This is a genomic window from Salipaludibacillus agaradhaerens (assembly GCF_002019735.1).
Taxonomy (GTDB): domain Bacteria; phylum Bacillota; class Bacilli; order Bacillales; family Salisediminibacteriaceae; genus Salipaludibacillus; species Salipaludibacillus agaradhaerens.
This window is the reverse complement of the sequence record NZ_KV917378.1, coordinates 977,547-993,061: the sequence shown is the minus strand read 5'-3', so window position 1 is coordinate 993,061 and position 15,515 is coordinate 977,547. Positions and strand designations below refer to the sequence as shown.

General features: G+C 36.5%; 14 protein-coding genes. 9 read left to right on the top strand and 5 right to left on the bottom strand.

Translation table 11 applies throughout. The annotated features are described in order from the left end of the window. Positions 1-8 precede the first annotated feature (8 nt). Positions 9-926, top strand: a complete 918-nt coding sequence (locus BK581_RS04745; RefSeq protein WP_095995529.1) for a deoxyribonuclease IV — start codon at positions 9-11, stop codon at positions 924-926. A gap of 88 nt (positions 927-1,014) precedes the next feature. Here the strand turns inward: BK581_RS04745 and BK581_RS04740 are convergent, their stop codons facing one another. Then, the gene (locus BK581_RS04740; RefSeq protein WP_078577083.1) at positions 1,015-1,278 is read right to left on the bottom strand and encodes a DUF2624 family protein; all 264 of its coding nucleotides are present in this window, start codon (positions 1,276-1,278) and stop codon (positions 1,015-1,017) included. 163 nt (positions 1,279-1,441) lie between these two features. On the opposite strand from BK581_RS04740, the gene BK581_RS04735 reads away from it, so the two are divergent. The 3 genes from BK581_RS04735 (at position 1,442) to BK581_RS04725 (ending at position 5,381) form a co-directional block, all read left to right on the top strand. Further along, positions 1,442-2,809, top strand: coding sequence for an ATP-binding protein (locus tag BK581_RS04735; protein WP_169837545.1), 1,368 nt, complete (start codon positions 1,442-1,444; stop codon positions 2,807-2,809). A 938-nt stretch (positions 2,810-3,747) separates the two neighbouring features. Next, entirely contained in the window at positions 3,748-4,506 is a 759-nt protein-coding gene (locus BK581_RS04730; protein ID WP_078577081.1) for a metal ABC transporter ATP-binding protein, read from the top strand. Beyond that, positions 4,506-5,381, top strand: a complete 876-nt coding sequence (locus BK581_RS04725; protein WP_078577080.1) for a metal ABC transporter permease — start codon at positions 4,506-4,508, stop codon at positions 5,379-5,381. The genes BK581_RS04730 and BK581_RS04725 overlap by 1 nt, the downstream gene beginning before the upstream one ends. Before the next feature lie 415 nt (positions 5,382-5,796). Here the strand turns inward: BK581_RS04725 and BK581_RS04720 are convergent, their stop codons facing one another. Further along, positions 5,797-7,899 (bottom strand): RNA degradosome polyphosphate kinase, encoded by a 2,103-nt coding sequence (locus tag BK581_RS04720; protein WP_078577079.1) that lies wholly within the window; start codon positions 7,897-7,899, stop codon positions 5,797-5,799. 80 nt (positions 7,900-7,979) lie between these two features. Beyond that, positions 7,980-9,512, bottom strand: coding sequence for a Ppx/GppA family phosphatase (locus BK581_RS04715; RefSeq protein ID WP_078577078.1), 1,533 nt, complete (start codon positions 9,510-9,512; stop codon positions 7,980-7,982). 246 nt (positions 9,513-9,758) lie between these two features. Here BK581_RS04715 and BK581_RS04710 point away from each other — a divergent pair, with 246 nt between their 5' ends. From BK581_RS04710 to BK581_RS04690, 5 genes are all read left to right on the top strand, one after another. Further along, on the top strand, positions 9,759-10,574 hold the full coding sequence (locus BK581_RS04710) for a metal ABC transporter ATP-binding protein (RefSeq protein ID WP_078577077.1): 816 nt from the start codon (positions 9,759-9,761) through the stop codon (positions 10,572-10,574). Further along, positions 10,571-11,404, top strand: coding sequence for a metal ABC transporter permease (locus BK581_RS04705; RefSeq protein WP_078577076.1), 834 nt, complete (start codon positions 10,571-10,573; stop codon positions 11,402-11,404). Before BK581_RS04710 ends, BK581_RS04705 begins: the two co-directional genes overlap by 4 nt. A 19-nt stretch (positions 11,405-11,423) precedes the next feature. Then, positions 11,424-12,275, top strand: a complete 852-nt coding sequence (locus tag BK581_RS04700; protein WP_078577075.1) for a metal ABC transporter permease — start codon at positions 11,424-11,426, stop codon at positions 12,273-12,275. A gap of 40 nt (positions 12,276-12,315) precedes the next feature. Then, positions 12,316-12,738 carry a Fur family transcriptional regulator gene (locus tag BK581_RS04695; RefSeq protein ID WP_078577074.1) on the top strand — a complete coding sequence of 141 codons (423 nt, stop codon included), beginning with the start codon at positions 12,316-12,318 and terminating at the stop codon, positions 12,736-12,738. Between the two features lie 514 nt (positions 12,739-13,252). After that, positions 13,253-13,624, top strand: coding sequence for a DUF4190 domain-containing protein (locus BK581_RS04690; RefSeq protein ID WP_078577073.1), 372 nt, complete (start codon positions 13,253-13,255; stop codon positions 13,622-13,624). Positions 13,625-13,886: 262 nt separating this feature from the next. On the opposite strand, the gene ispG is transcribed toward BK581_RS04690, so the two are convergent. Continuing rightward, a complete protein-coding gene (gene ispG, locus BK581_RS04685) occupies positions 13,887-14,993 on the bottom strand; it encodes a flavodoxin-dependent (E)-4-hydroxy-3-methylbut-2-enyl-diphosphate synthase (protein ID WP_078577072.1) in 1,107 nt (368 codons plus the stop codon). A 108-nt stretch (positions 14,994-15,101) separates the two neighbouring features. Further along, positions 15,102-15,461 (bottom strand): hypothetical protein, encoded by a 360-nt coding sequence (locus tag BK581_RS04680; RefSeq protein WP_078577071.1) that lies wholly within the window; start codon positions 15,459-15,461, stop codon positions 15,102-15,104. Between the last annotated feature and the right edge of the window lie 54 nt (positions 15,462-15,515).

Genomic DNA, 15,515 nt, shown 5'->3' with positions numbered 1-15,515 from the left:
GGCTTTTGATGAAAGGGGAAAGAGTTATGTTATTAGGTTCACATGTGTCCATGAGTGGTAAAAAGATGCTTTTGGGAGCTAGTGAAGAGGCATTATCTTATGGCGCAACGACGTTTATGGTGTACACGGGGGCACCGCAAAATACACGACGTAAAGCTATTGAAGATCTAAATATTGAGGCTGGACAAGCTCATATGAAAGAATATGGTATTTCTAATATAGTTGTTCACGCACCCTATATCATTAATATTGCTAACACTGTTAAACCAGAAACATTTCAGTTAGGTGTTGATTTTTTAAAGAGTGAAATAGACCGAACAGAAGCAATTGGAGCAAAACAGATTGTTCTTCATCCTGGAGCTCATGTAGGTGAAGGGACAGAAAAAGGCATTAAGAAAATTATTGAAGGGTTAAATGAAGTATTAGACCCAAATCAAGATGTTCAAATTGCTCTAGAAACAATGGCAGGTAAAGGTTCAGAATGTGGACGAACATTTGAAGAGCTTGCAGATATCATTAGCGGAGTGACCCACAATCATAAATTGTCTGTTTGCTTTGATACATGCCACGTACACGACTCAGGTTATGATATTGTTAACGACCTTGATGGGGTATTAAATCAGTTTGATAAAGTTGTTGGTCTAGACAGAATTAAAGTTTTGCATGTTAATGATAGTAAAAACGAATGTGGAGCGGCAAAGGATCGCCACGAGAATATTGGATTTGGTCATATAGGGTTTGAAGCAATCGATGAGATTTTAAATCATGAGGTATTTAGTCAAATTCCTAAAATTCTTGAGACCCCTTATGTAGGGACTGATAAAACTAATAAGAAAGCACCTTATAAAAAGGAAATCATGATGTTAAAAGAACGGAAGTTTCATTCAAGTCTTAAGGAAGAACTATTACAAGGAATTGTGGAATAATGGGAAATTTGATTAAAAGAGAAGCATTCAGGAGGAGGTCCTCTGAATGCTTTTTTGCTGACATAAAAAGAGATAAGCCAAGAATATCTCAATCTAAATAATGCTCATATGGCTTTAATAATGCCATAGCTGTATCGTAGTGATGGGGGAAGTCTTCACGAAGTTGCTGCTTTAAACGTTTAACTCTTTCCTTATCCGCAATGTCCAACGGTGGTTGTTGAAGCATTGCCAGTAGCTGTCTAGCTTCTTGCACAGTGAGCGATATGCCTTCTTTTCTAGCTCGCGTAATAAGCTCTTTTAGCGTAAGTTGACGTATTTGCTGATTGACGAGTTCCCGAATGACAGGGTTCAAAAGTTTTCCCTCCTACAAGACACTTAATTGGAACATACATTACCTTTATTTAATTTATGATAACACCCCCGTATGTGTGCTAGATCATGTATAATAATGGATAAGTTGTGTGAAAAGTTAAAAAGAAGAATGATATATCTTGATGATAAGGAGAGCTTTCATTATGAAGAAAGTAAATGAAGTGCCACAAAAAGAATTATTTCTGGAACTGATTCACCTGTCATCAGAGTTTTGTATTGTCTTAGATGGAGAATTACAAGTGATAGATGTTATTACGAAAGAGCCTCGATTATCGAGACTACTCTATCACCCTTATCACCACTTGACGCCTTATAATGAAGTGCAATCCTTTATTCAGGCGATCGCTAATGGAGCTGTTATTGGACTGAAACGCTTTTCTCTTTTAATAGATGGGGAAGATATTCTTTTTGACTGTAAAGGTAAAAAAGTGGATGATAAAATTTATATATTGGGAAATAGAGTAAAAGAGTCAGACACTTTGAGATTTTTTGATCTGAATAAATTTCCTATTCCTGCGATGATGGTTAATAAGCAAGGGAGAATCCTAAAAAGTAATACTCATTTAAAAAAATTACATAAACAAATGGTGATTAAAGAGAATAATGCCGCTCATATTAGTGTGGGGAAAAATGCACACCCTATTTATGAAAAATATTGTCTTGTTTTCAGTCAATTAAGTTTAACTAATCGAGATGCTTATGCAGAGTATCGTACAAATGATGTGAGACTTGTAATAAAAGGGTTAACAGATGGCGATCATATATTAATTATGGTGAAAGATGAAAGTTTTCAGGAACGGTATGAAGAGCTTTTATCTTATCAGCAGCAAATGCAGGCTGTTTCGCAAATAGCTGCGGGTGTTGCCCACGAATTAAGAAATCCATTATCTGTTATTAAAGGGTTTATTCAATTATCGAAGTTATCCAATAATCTTGATAAATACTATGATACGATTTATTCAGAGATGGACAGAATGAATAAAATAATTGAAGATTTTCTATCGATTTCTAGAAAGAAAATGGACAAGCGGTACCTTCAACCAGAAGAATTAGTGGAATCGATGTTAATGATTTTCCACTCAGAATGTACACTTCATGATGTGGAATTTGTTTACGACATTCAGGAGACAGAAGCGTATTTGTATGTAAATGAGCAGATGATTAAACAGGTGCTTATTAATATTATGAGAAATGCTATCGAAGCATATGAGGGGCAGGAAGCGAATAGAATACTCCACGTTTCTGCAGCCATTAAACATGACTATTATGTCATTAGCTTGAAGGATTATGGGCCAGGCATCCCTCCCCACCTTCTTGAAAAGATAAACGAGCCGTTCTTTACGACAAAAAATTCAGGAACAGGGATCGGTATTCCTTTAGGAAGACAGATTATCGAAGAGCATAATGGGCTATTCGAAATTGAGAGTATATGTGACAAGGGTACTACCGTAACACTTAAGCTACCACTATATAACGAAATTCCGGCTAGAACCTCACTAGCCGAAAAATGATTAAAAAATTACGTTCCCCATTTCTGAGAGGGAGATAGTTACACGGAACTATAAATATGGGGGTAAAGCCATGTTTTCAAATACCTACTTATTCGGTTGTAGTACCCATTACTACTAAAATCGTCTAAAAGGGTAATGGCGGGGGCATTTTTTAACGCCCTTTGCATATCTTTAAAGGATCTTGGTTGATGATGCCTTGTTCTATGAAGTTAGTCTCTTTGGTTCCAAAACACTCCGTTATTTTTATACTCATTACCCGCTTAAAGGTAAAACTGTGTAAGTAAAAACCCAGATGGTTTCTTACTTACACAGTTTATTTTATTGTTCGGGGGTCATTTTTAAAATAAGCTTTTCGTGATTTATTGTTATAAATTATCCATAAGGAAATGATTTTATCCCCTATCACTTAACCCCTAATTAAATTTATCGCAGATAACCGTCCGTAAAACATCCTCCTCAACTACCAATCAGTGGGAGAAGTATGAAAACCTCCACTAATTGAAGTTTGTTTTATAATTTTTCTCTCGTATTCACTTTTTATTGAATTTTCAATCCCCGATCTCTTCTTTCTAAATTTTCTTATACTTTTACACTGAAATAGTAGGTGTCATTAAATAGTGAGAGGGGGTATAAAAGAAAAAGGAAAAGCCAATTCAAAGATGACTAATCATTCATGACATGAACTTTAGTCATTGCATGTTAGAAATAAGTGGTTTATAATAAATCTATCTTAAAAGTTTCCCTAGGGAAAGTTTTTGACTTATACACAACTTTTACGACGATTGCACGTATACGAAATAGGTGCATATAGTAGCAACACCCTTTATCTGTTTTTAACCATATAAAGTTATGAGTTTTCTACCGGACAAGGGTCTGACTTTATATTGGTTTAACCTTATATGTTTCAGCGTAATTAGTGTGAAAAAGGAGGGATTATTATGGGTTCCAAACAAGAGATTAGTGTCAACAAGTTATCTGTTCATTACCATGGTCACACTGCTATTGAGGATATCTCCTTTAATGTTTGTTCAGGCAAAATAATAGGTGTTATAGGACCTAATGGGGCTGGAAAATCGACATTAATGAAAGCGATGCTTGGATTGGAAAAAAGTAAAGGATCGGTCACTTTTTTTGGTAAAAAAGTCGCGGCCGTGCGAAAAAAAATTGCTTATGTACCACAACGTACGTTGATCGATTGGGATTTTCCTGTTCGTGTAGAAGATGTGGTACTTATGGGAAGGTATATGCATGTACCATGGTATGAACTAATAAGTCGAAAAGATAAAGCTAAAGCGAAAGAAGCACTTATTAAATTAGGTATGGACCAATTTGCTAAAAGGCAAATTGGAGAACTATCCGGTGGCCAGCAGCAACGGGTCTTTCTGGCTCGTGCATTAGCTCAAGATGCTGATTTATTTTTTCTTGATGAACCATTTGTCGGTATTGATGTAAAGTCAGAGGAAATAATTGTAAATTTGTTACACCAGTTACGTGATGCTGGTAAAACAATCTTTGTTATACATCATGACTTAAGTAAGGTGGAGAAGTATTTTGATCACCTTATTTTATTGAATAAGCGCCTAATTCAGTCGGGAGAAGTTGCGAATGTATATACGCCGGACTTGCTGCAGGAAGCCTATGAAGGCAAAGCAGCTGTCTTAAATAATGGAAATAATATGATGGTGGTGGGTCCTTAATGGAAAACATAGAATCTTTTCTCTACCAATTAGCAAACTATCCGTATTTACAAACCGCCTTATATACGTCAATTTTAGTTGGTATCATTTGTGGCGTCATCGGTTGTTTTATCATTATGAGGGGAATGGCTTTAATGGGAGACGCTATTTCCCACGCTGTTCTTCCCGGTGTAGTTCTCGCATATATGCTCGGTGTTAATTTTTTCATTGGTGCTGTTATTGCAGGGGTTCTAACGGCTCTTGCTATCGGTTTTATTTCGCAAAATAGTCGAATTAAAGAGGATTCAGCTATAGGGATTATGTTCACAGCTATGTTTGCTGTGGGGGTTATTATGATAACTAGTTTAAATGGCTCTGGAGTGGATCTTCAACATATTTTATTTGGTAATGTATTGGCTGTTTCTCGCACAAACCTTTATTCAACGTTAGGTATAGGGATTTTTGTCATTGCAGCTGTTGTAATATTTTACAGACCTCTTTTGCTTAGTACGTTCGATGAAACAATGGCGAAAGCTTCAGGACTTCCTGTAAAGTGGATACATTATTTACTTATGCTTTTATTGTCATTTGTAACAGTGGCATCGTTGCAAACAGTCGGTATTATTCTTGTTGTTGCTATGTTAATTACACCGGGAGCCACTGCCTATTTGTTAACAGAAAGGTTTTCTATCATGTTGATATTAGCAGCGCTAATTGGTGTTGTTTCTGGCATAGTAGGCCTGTACTTATCCGTTATATACAATGTGTCATCAGGAGGCTCAATCGTTGTGACAGCCTCAGGTATTTTTGCGGTAGCCTTTCTATTCTCCCCGAAGCAAGGACTCGTGTTTAAGCTTTTGCGTAAACCTAAGGAAGAAGATCAACAAGCTGCCTAACATTAAGAGTGGAAGAGGAGAGTAGATTGGTCCATGTTTCAATGAGCTAATGAATACTTAGTTAACTTTTGTGATTAACAGTAGAAATCTGAAAGTGGGTCTAAATCAATCATTAAAATGGACCACTTTAAAATCGAAGAACCACTAAACGGATGACTGAACCACAGTGTTTACTCAGTTTTATTACAACGTCCCATCCACCCTTTCTTCATGATTGAGGGTACAAAGAGACTGTTAGTTAGGCATGAGTTCGATGTTGTATCGAACTCATGCTTTTTAGCTTTGTCCGGTGGAATAGCCAAACAACATTTATTAAGAGAGAGATGAGATTGGTCCTTCTTTTTATTTAATCTGATACTGGAAGTGGCATAATTTAAAAAGGGCTTACGCTACTCTTAACCTATTACTGGACTGCCTAGTCGTCTTCAAAAAACATGGCTGCTTCCTCATAAAAAAGTCGTTGACTTTGAATCAGTGGCTCATTTTCATGACGAGGTAGATAGTGATAAGTACCATCTGTATGTTGCAGTCGGGCTTTCACATTGTCTTTTAAGGTTAGAGTTAATACATTTATTATACGATCTTTTATTTCTATAGAGTAAATTGGAAATAGAATCTCGATTCGTTTATCCATATTTCGTGTCATCCAATCTGCCGAGGATAAAAAAAGAGCTTCTTCACCATTATGGTGAAAGTAAAAGATCCTACTATGTTCAAGGAAACGATCAACAATACTTCGAACTGTTATATTCTCACTCACATGAGGAATGCCGGGTTTTAAACAGCAGATGCCTCTAACAATCAAATCGATTTTGACACCCTCTTTACTTGCTTCATATAACTTAACAATAATCGGTTTATCTGTGAGAGAGTTCATCTTGGCAATTATCCGCCCGTTGCCATGTTGTGAATGGTAAGTTATTTCCTGTTCAATTAGAGTTAGAAATTTATCTCGCATGTCTACTGGAGAAATGACAATATCATGCCATTTTGGCTTACACGTAAAGCCACTAAGGTAATTAAAAAAATTTGTTGCATCTTCTCCCATACTTGCTCTAGAGGTCAATAACCCCATGTCGGTGTAAAATTTTGCTGTGCTGTCATTATAATTGCCTGTTCCGAGGTGAACAAATCGTTGAATGGTGTCATTATCATGTCTAATAATTAAGGTTATTTTACTATGAGTTTTAAGGCCGGTAATCCCATAGATGACATGAACCCCTGACTTCTCTAATCGCTTCGCCCATTGAATATTTTTCTCCTCATCAAATCGCGCTTTAAGCTCTACGAGAACAGTGACTTGTTTACCAGCATCGGCTGCTTCAGTTAATGCTTGGATGATCGGGGAATCTCCACTGACCCTGTATAATGTTTGTTTAATTGCAAGTACATCTGGATCTTTAGCGGCATGTGTGATCAAATCAACAACTGGTTGAAAAGACTCATAGGGATGATGGAGAAAGATGTCTTTTTCAAGTATAGCTTGAAAAAGATCGTTTTTATGCCTTAAATCAGCTGGTGGCTGTGGGATGTAGGCGTCATTTACGAGGTGTTCCCAATCCTGCGCCATATTTTCGTAGAAGCTTGTGAAAAACGAAAAATCTAGAGGCCCCTCTACGCTATAAACGTCATCTTCACTCAATTCTAGAACCCCCATTAAAAAAGACAGAAGGTTCTCATCCATTTGATTTGCTTGTATTTCTAAACGGACAGCACTACCCCATTTTCTTTTTTTCAATTCCTTTTCAATTTCAGCCAACAAATCTCGAGCGTCTTCTTCATGAATCGTTAAGTCGGCATTACGGGTAATTCTAAAAGGGGAGACGGCCATCACTGAATAACCTTGAAACAAGTCATTTATAAAATGACTAATAACATCTTCAAGAAAAATAAAAGAGGAATAATGGCTGTCTGTTGGTAAGATGATCGTACGTTTCAGAACTGATGGTACTTGAACGATAGCAAGCTTTTGTTCTTGGTCATTGTTCGACTCATTTCCTAGCAAAATAGCCAAGTTTAAACTTTTATTTAGTAACATGGGGAAGGGGCGATAAGCGTCGATAGCCATCGGTGTTAAAACAGGTAAAATATAGTTGTGGAAATGATTTGCTAGCATGTCATATTGAGTATCGTTCAAGTCAGTCATGGTGAGAAAATATATTCCCTCTTTTTCTAATAGCGGTTGGAGTATCTGGGTATATAAATGATATTGTTCCTTAACGAGATGATGACTTCGTTCCGCAATTTTGTTTAATTGCTGTTTTGGAGTTAAGCCAGCCTTATTCTCAGGTTTATTAAAACCAGCTTTAACCTGATCCTTCAAACCTGCTACTCGAACCATAAAAAACTCGTCGAGATTTGAGCTGAAAATGGCCATAAACTTTAGACGCTCTAACAAAGGGTTATTTTTATCCATTGCTTCTTGGAGTACCCGTTCGTTAAAGCTGAGCCAACTTAATTCTCGATTGTTATAGTATGCAGGGTCATCTAATAACACCGACTTGATCATTTTAGTCATGTCTCTCAACCTCCAAGCTTGGTGTAGTAACCTAGTGGTAAACTGGGTTCTTACTTAGACTAAAGTGGACATGGCTTTTATTAATTTTGAATGAATTGGATTGATATCGTCCTTTTTAAGCATCTTTCTAAATGTTTTTTATATTTACTAGCGTGAAATTCTTCAAAATAAGGGTCACCATCATAGTATATTGAGAGTCCAATCATTGTCTCTGTATGAAAGTCAATTTGTATCCTTTTCACAACATCTCGTTTAGAAATGTTTAATCCATAGCAAAGTTTTAGAAGAGCTCCCATTAATTCATACTTTTTTAATTCTTCTTTTGTAACCCAGTGGCGGAAAGGCCTGGCATAAAGTTTTAGTTGTGAACGAGATCTAAATGAAGCCATAAATGCTATTGCTAGCCGCTCCATGTGAGTGAGTCCATTGATTGACTGATTAGTCAACAAATAAAATGTATGCTGGCTTTTAGATTCAGGATGGATCGTATTACCGATGTAAAACACATGCGAAGCCCAGTGAAGATGTGTTAAATCGGTTTCTGATAGTGTTATTAGTTTATTATTTATTAGTTCTGTAGCAAGATAAGAGGATAAGACAGACAATCTCTTTTGATAAGTACTATCCAATTGATACGTCACAGCCAGCTGATAAAAGCTTTCGTGCGTTACATTTGGAAAGTGACTAACATCAATGGTTTCCAATAATTTCTCGTAAAAAAGGCCATCTCTTAATCCTTTATTACTGACGATAAAGCTAGTACTCCCCGTATAGAGAATTAGTTCTTCGATAGCGGCTATAGCAGGCAAAATAATATCAGCTCTATCTTTTGATAAGCCATCCACCTTTTCTCGCTCTTTTAACGATAAAGACGATAGTTTACCTTGAATCGAGAAAACATCTTCAGACGTCATTTCGTATTGGTGAAGACCTGATAAAGGATAATTCACAATGTTTTGATGAATGAGGCCGAGATTTCTAGCAGAGCCGCCTATTCCGATAACTGGTGCTTTTTTATCTTTTAACCATGGGAGCGTAGAAAACTGCTGTTGAAGGTAAGACCTTAATGTTACCCATTCACTTTCTGACGGGCTGTCTGTTTCTATAAACTGTTTTTTTAAAGTGAGAGCTCCAAATGGAAAACTGTGTAAATGAATGGCTTTACGGTCTTCAAAATAAGTTACCTCAGTACTACCACCCCCAATATCAATTGTAATTCCTTTAGGTAAATGGGTTGAGTTTGTCACAGCTAAGAACCCATAATATGCTTCTTCTTCTTCAGAAAGAATTTCTACTGAAAAGCTGCTGTGCTTATGGATAGCTGACATAATGTCTTTACTATTGGTGGCATTTCGAATGGCTGCAGTAGCTACCCCACGTATTGACGTTATATTATATTTTTTTGCAACTACTTCAAACTTATTTAATGTATTTAATACCACTTCTATACCTTCAGGTGTCATAGCCCCATGGTCATTAATATGTGAGCTTAATCGGGCTACCACTTTTAAATTCAATATTTCCTCATAGCATGCATAGTTGTTTATGTCATAAATGACAAATCTTACAGAGTTGGAGCCCATATCTATGATTGCGACCTTTTGTGCTTTCATCAGCTTGTCACCTCCTGAAAGAGTTAGTATTTATTATATCGGTCTTCCTATTCTTAAGCGAGTGTTGGATAATAATGGAATTCCTTTGTTAACCTAGTATAATTCTTAGAGAAGTTGTTAGTTTACAAAGATACGTAGGTCATGTATACTACGGTGAGAAAATAAATCGTAATGATTCTGAACGAAATTAGATCAGTAGCAATTCCTGTTGATATAGCAAAATTTTTTTATTAAAGAGGGAGTTAAATGAAAAATACGTTTGCAGTTGAAATTAATAATGTGTCCTTTGCGTATCGGCACCAAAATGTTTTAGAAGAGGTTAACTTAAGTATTCCTCAAGGGTCTTTTTTAGGTTTAGTTGGACCAAATGGCTCGGGAAAATCAACATTGATCAAATGCCTGTTAGGTCTATTAACGCCAGATACAGGTAGTATTTATTTATACGGTCAGCCAGTGAAGAAATTTAATGACTGGAGTAACGTTGGATTTGTATCACAAAAAGCGAATAGCTTCAACAGTGGATTTCCAGCAACTGTATTTGAAGTAGTGTCTATGGGACTCTTTGGAAAAGTCGGGTTATTTCGCTTCTTGACAAAAAAACATAAAGAAAAAGTACGTGAAGCTATTGGACAAGTCGGGATGGAAGAATTTATGAATGAAAACATCGGACAGTTATCGGGTGGACAGCAACAGAGAGTTTTCATTGCTAGGGCATTAGTCAGTGATCCGACTCTGCTCATTTTAGATGAGCCGACAGTAGGTGTAGATGCTAACTCAGTCGCTAACTTTTATACGATGTTGAAAGAGTTGAATGAAAAACGCCATATGACGCTCATCCTTGTTACCCATGATATCGGAGCTATGTCTGAGTATGTGACAGATGTGGCATGCCTAAATAAATGTCTTCATTTTCATGGAAACAAAAAGGTATTTGAAGAAAATAAAGAAGCGATGATAACTGCAATGTACGGGCATGAGGTGAACTTATTAGAACATAATCATGACCATACTCACCATGACCATGATCATGATCATGATGATGTAAGGAGTCAAGAGTTATGATCAGCGTATTCTTTCAATTTGATTTTTTAAGATACGCTTTATTTACCGGGATTATTATTGGTTTTTTAGTTCCATTTCTAGGGGTTTTTCTTGTGGTTCGTCGCTTATCGCTAATGGCAGATGCTTTATCTCATATTACACTCACAGGTATTGCTTTTAGTTTATTATTAAGTAAGCATACACCGCTGTTTGTTGGGGTAAATCCTGTATATATGGGTATGGCTTTTTCAATTACTGGTTCACTTTTAATAGAACGTTTGAGAGTTGCTTACGACTATTACAAAGAGTTAGCTATTCCCATTATTCTTTCAGCAGGTATCGGTACAGGGGTTGTCTTTATTTCTCTTGCAGATGGTTTTAACAACGATCTTTTTAATTATCTATTTGGTAGTGTCGTCATGTTAACCCAACAAGATTTCTATGTTGTACTCATACTTACCTTTATTGTAACATCATGTCTTATCTTATTTTATAAAGAATTCTTTTTTTTGAGTTTTGATGAAGAGCAAGCTACCATTTCGGGGTTGCCGAAGCGTATGCTACATATCTTATTTATGGTAATGGTGGCTGTTGTTATTGGTATTTCCATGCAAATAGTTGGTATTTTACTCGTTTCAGCCCTTATGACATTACCTGTAGCAGCCGCAATGAGGTGCGCCAAAGGTTTTAAGCAAATGTTTATTTATGCTGTTATCTTTGGGGAGCTATCGATTATCACAGGCTTGTTTACTGCTTTCCACTTTGATTTGGCACCCGGAGGAACGATCGTTATGATAAATGTATTTATTTTAGCAAGTGTGATTGTTTTAACGCGTAAGCATGTAAATTAATGAAATCAGGTGACCATCTATGTTAGATTTACTCCACCAATTAACGTTTTTAGAGAGAGGAATTATTGCAGGACTAATAGTTGGTTTTATTTGTCCGATTATTGGTGCTTTTCTTCTAGTGAGGCGAATGACGATCATTTCCGAAGGGCTCTCACACATTACTTTAACAGGTATCGCAGTGGGAATAGTGCTGATGCAAAGTCCAGCCACAAATTTTATTAACCCTCTTTACACAGGGGTATTATTTTCGTTAATTGGGTCTCTTCTTGTAGAAAAACTCAGACAAATTTATCGCCATTTTCAGGAGTTGGCTATTCCGATTATTCTATCAGCTGGAATAGGGTTGAGTGCGCTCCTTATAAGTATTTCACCTAGTAATAATACTGAGTGGTTTAATTATTTATTCGGTAGTATTGTCACCGTAACCTTGACTGATTTACTGTTTATTGTCGTAACTGGTATTGTCATGATAAGCATTGTTTTGCTGTTTTACAAAGAATTATTATCCATCTCTTTTGACCAAGAGTTTGCAATTACATCAGGTATTTCAGTGAAGAAAATGAACTTTTTGTTTTCTATCTTAATCGCACTTGTCATTTCCATGTCAATGAAAGTAATTGGTATCCTGCTAGTCGGCGCCATGGTCACATTACCTGTTGCAGTTAGTATTCAATTTGCAAAAAGTTTTCGTCAAGTTGTGTTTATTGGTATTATAGTAGGAGAGATATCTGTCATTGGCGGCATTATCATGTCCATTTATTTTAACATTGCTACCGGAGGAATGATTGTTGTAACAGGCGTTATAATTTTAATCATTTCTGTTATTATTAAAAGAAGCATTACGTTTCTTAGTTTTAAATCGGTTAATTGATGTCACAAAATCACATGACATTGCTCCAGGAGGTGTTTACATGAATGTGGAAAAAGCACTAGAAAAGCTAAAAGAAGAAGGCTTTAAATATACAGATAAACGAATGGATATGTTACAACTATTTTCTGATGAAAGCCGTTATTTAGCGGCTAAAGATGTTCTTGAAGCATTAAAAGATAAATATAGTGGTTTGAGTTTTGATACTATTTATCGAAATTTATCGTTATTTTCTGATTTAGGCATTTTGGAAACTACAGAACTGGCAGGGGAAAAGAAATTTCGTTTTTCTTGCTCCACTGACCACCATCATCACCATTTAATTTGTCTTGAATGTGGTAAAACAAAGCATATCCATCAATGTCCTATGGATAGTTCATCTGTGACTACTGAAGGTTTCAAAGTAGTAGGACACAAATTTGAAATATACGGTTATTGTGATAAATGTGAAGCTCAGACCTTTTAAGGTTTTGAGCTTTTTTATCACAGATAAGCGTCCGTAAAACTCTCGGCTAAAAATAGAGAGGAGAGAGACATCTATTGAGTCGGGAGATAAGGGACGCTGCTAACTACCAATTAGTGGAAGAATGATGGGGACGTCCACTGATTGAGGGGTGTTTTATAAAGATGTCTGAGATTTGGTATAAACATAGGTGGAAAATGTTTATTAAGTAGAGAATTTACCAACACTTTTATTAAAGGAGTTGGTCTCGTGGAAGAACAAAATGTATTTATAGGATTGTGTTATGGCATATTATTTAGTATCCCGATATGGGTATTCATTATTTTATTAATTTCCGTCATGATATGAAAAATAAGCCAGATGGTCGCTAAATTACCTTTCATTTATGGTGTGTTAAAACGGTTAAGAGTTCGTGATACTCAAATGTATTACATAGTTTGTTTAATGTTTCCTCTCATGCTTTTGGCACTCGAAACTCATACTAGGTGTACAGCCTTGTATGAAGGAGGGAAATGTTATGACGCAAAAATATAATCCAAATGAAACAAAGTCATGTGAAGTCGCACCGCCACATCAAAAAAATGAAAATTATCGTGAGGAAACAGCAGCAGAGTATGCAGTAAACCCTGGAATGTATAGGGAGCCAGATGACACAGTTGAAAATAATGAACAGGAACAAGATACTGGCGCAGGTAAAGGCGTTGGTGCATTAGGGATCGCCCTTTCAATCGTAGCACTTTTTTTCTTGCCGTTACTTTTTTCAATAGCAGGAATTATCTTAGGAGCTGTTGCGGTCAAGAAAGATCAAAAAGGGATAGGTTATACAGCAATTGTTATCGGGGCTTTTGCGTTAATTATTAGTATGTTTTTTGCACCATTTGTAACGTGATTTAGCAAAAGATGATAGAGGCTGGATATTGATAAAGAGGAGGGGACACAACAGGATTTTAGTTGTCCCCTCCCTTTATTATGCATTAAATATCTCTATGAGCAGAAACGACGGCAGACTAGCTATTGACATCATATATTAACTGTTCAACCTATACTCAGCTATATAACAGCCATTTGCATACAAAAAACGAGACAAGAGATAAATCTGTCTCGTTTCAAAAGGGGTTGTTAGCTAATACTACAAAGATAAAGCTTAAGAACTATACCTTCTCTTGTTCTTTTTTCTGTTTTTCTTCATGTTCTTTCGCTAACAAATCAATTTCCTTTTTAAGCTCTTCAACCATTATTTCTTCCGGTACTTTACGAATTGTTTTTCCTTTTCTGAAAAGTAAGCCTTCTCCTCGTGCACCTGCAATCCCAATATCAGCTTCTTTTGCTTCTCCAGGTCCGTTAACTGCACAACCTAAGACAGAGACCTTAATCGGCGCTTTGATTTTCTGAATATATTCTTCCACTTCATTTGCAATACTGATTAAATCGATTTCAATTCTTCCACAAGTTGGACAAGAAATAAGTGTCGCTGCATTAGCAGCAAGTCCAAAGGTTTTAAGGAGCTCTTTTGCTACTTTAACCTCTTCAACAGGATCTGCGCTTAAAGATATACGAACTGTATTTCCAATTCCTTTACCAAGAAGAATACCAAGACCTGCAGAGCTTTTTATCGTGCCAGCAAAAAGGGTACCCGATTCTGTAATCCCTAAATGGAGGGGGTAGTCAAATGTTTGAGCAGCTTTTTCATAAGCTTCTACTGCTAATGTGACATCTGATGCCTTCATTGAGACAATAATATCATGAAAATCAAGATCTTCTAGAATCTTTATGTGGTGGAGGGCACTTTCAACCATACCATCGGCTGTTGGATAACCATATTTTTTTAAAATGCGGCTTTCTAATGAACCAGCATTTACACCAATTCGGATAGGAATCCCTTTTTCTTTCGCTGCATTTACGACTGCTTCTACTTTTTCTTTACGACCAATATTCCCAGGATTAATTCTAATTTTGTCAGCGCCGCCTTCAATCGCTTTTAATGCAAGCTTATAGTCAAAATGAATATCTACGACTAAAGGAATGTTGATTCGCTTTTTAATTTCTGGGATAGCCTCAGCGTCTTTCATATGAGGGCATGCTACGCGAACTATTTGGCATCCGGCTTCCTCAAGCCGATTTATTTCAGCAACAGTTGCGTCTACATCATGAGTTTTGGACATGGTCATACTTTGTATAATGACCTCATCACTACCTCCGATTGTTATCGGACCTACTTTGACAGGCCGTGTATTTTTTCGATGTGTTATTTGGGTCACAAATCATCGCCCCTTTAGTTTACTTAAAACGTGATAAATAGTGTTTATTCTTTCAGTCATCGTATTACATTGTAACAATCAGGGGACAATTGTGGCAAGAACAAATAACTATTCGTTGTCCATTTCCCTATAAACAGGAAATTTATATGCATTTCCTGCTGATAATTGATAGGGAACTACGCCAGGATTTAAAACTTCAAAATCGGTTAATACTTGTTCTACTGATAATGCGAAAGTATCGCTAGGATGAAGCTGTTGGACAATACTATAAACGCTTTGGTTCTCTTCTACAATAACCTCTTGGTAAAAGAGAGTGTTCTCATTATCATGATCAGTACTCTCGGCTGTATTTAAATGTTGCTTTGATTGGGTTTGCTGCTCAGGGATAGTACCAGCTGATAAATCAATCCGAACACTTATCCCTATGATAATAATAAGGCACAATAATATGAGGGGGCGCATTGTCATGTGATCCTCCTTTTTTCTATCAGACTCTAGTAATTAAATATGTTTTTTTTAAAA

Coding starts and splice junctions, on each gene's coding strand:
- BK581_RS04745 (WP_095995529.1), top strand. CDS start 9: ATGAAAGGGGAAAGAGTTATGTTATTAGGTTCACATGTGTCCATGAGT.
- BK581_RS04735 (WP_169837545.1), top strand. CDS start 1,442: ATGAAGAAAGTAAATGAAGTGCCACAAAAAGAATTATTTCTGGAACTG.
- BK581_RS04730 (WP_078577081.1), top strand. CDS start 3,748: ATGGGTTCCAAACAAGAGATTAGTGTCAACAAGTTATCTGTTCATTAC.
- BK581_RS04725 (WP_078577080.1), top strand. CDS start 4,506: ATGGAAAACATAGAATCTTTTCTCTACCAATTAGCAAACTATCCGTAT.
- BK581_RS04720 (WP_078577079.1), bottom strand. CDS start 7,899: ATGACTAAAATGATCAAGTCGGTGTTATTAGATGACCCTGCATACTAT.
- BK581_RS04715 (WP_078577078.1), bottom strand. CDS start 9,512: ATGAAAGCACAAAAGGTCGCAATCATAGATATGGGCTCCAACTCTGTA.
- BK581_RS04710 (WP_078577077.1), top strand. CDS start 9,759: ATGAAAAATACGTTTGCAGTTGAAATTAATAATGTGTCCTTTGCGTAT.
- BK581_RS04705 (WP_078577076.1), top strand. CDS start 10,571: ATGATCAGCGTATTCTTTCAATTTGATTTTTTAAGATACGCTTTATTT.
- BK581_RS04700 (WP_078577075.1), top strand. CDS start 11,424: ATGTTAGATTTACTCCACCAATTAACGTTTTTAGAGAGAGGAATTATT.
- BK581_RS04695 (WP_078577074.1), top strand. CDS start 12,316: ATGAATGTGGAAAAAGCACTAGAAAAGCTAAAAGAAGAAGGCTTTAAA.
- BK581_RS04690 (WP_078577073.1), top strand. CDS start 13,253: ATGACGCAAAAATATAATCCAAATGAAACAAAGTCATGTGAAGTCGCA.
- BK581_RS04680 (WP_078577071.1), bottom strand. CDS start 15,461: ATGACAATGCGCCCCCTCATATTATTGTGCCTTATTATTATCATAGGG.